General features: G+C 42.5%; 1 pseudogene. It reads left to right on the forward strand.

Going from position 1 to position 348, the window contains the following annotated elements:
- Nucleotides 1–348 (forward strand): annotated as a pseudogene (locus HMPREF2607_RS10490) (MSCRAMM family adhesin SdrC); the annotation flags it as partial.

The following is a 348-nucleotide window of genomic DNA, read 5'->3' on the forward strand; positions in this document are numbered from 1 at the left end:
ATTCAGAAACTGACGCACTTTCTGATGCTGATTCTGAGTTAGACACTGATTGCGATTCTGAGACAGAGGCACTTACTGACGCTGATTCGGAGTTTGAGACTGACTGTGATTCAGAAACTGACGCACTTTCTGACGCTGATTCTGAGTTTGAAACAGATTGTGATTCTGATACAGAAGCACTTTCTGACGCTGACTCTGAGTTAGACACTGATTGTGATTCTGAAACTGATGCACTCTCTGAAGCTGACTCTGAGTTTGAAACTGATTGTGATTCTGAAATAGAAGCACTTTCTGACGCGGATTCTGAATTTGAAACAGACTGTGATTCTGATACTGACGCACTCTCTG

The sequence above is a fragment of the Streptococcus sp. HMSC078H03 genome, from assembly GCF_001808655.1.
GTDB lineage: Bacteria > Bacillota > Bacilli > Lactobacillales > Streptococcaceae > Streptococcus > Streptococcus salivarius_G.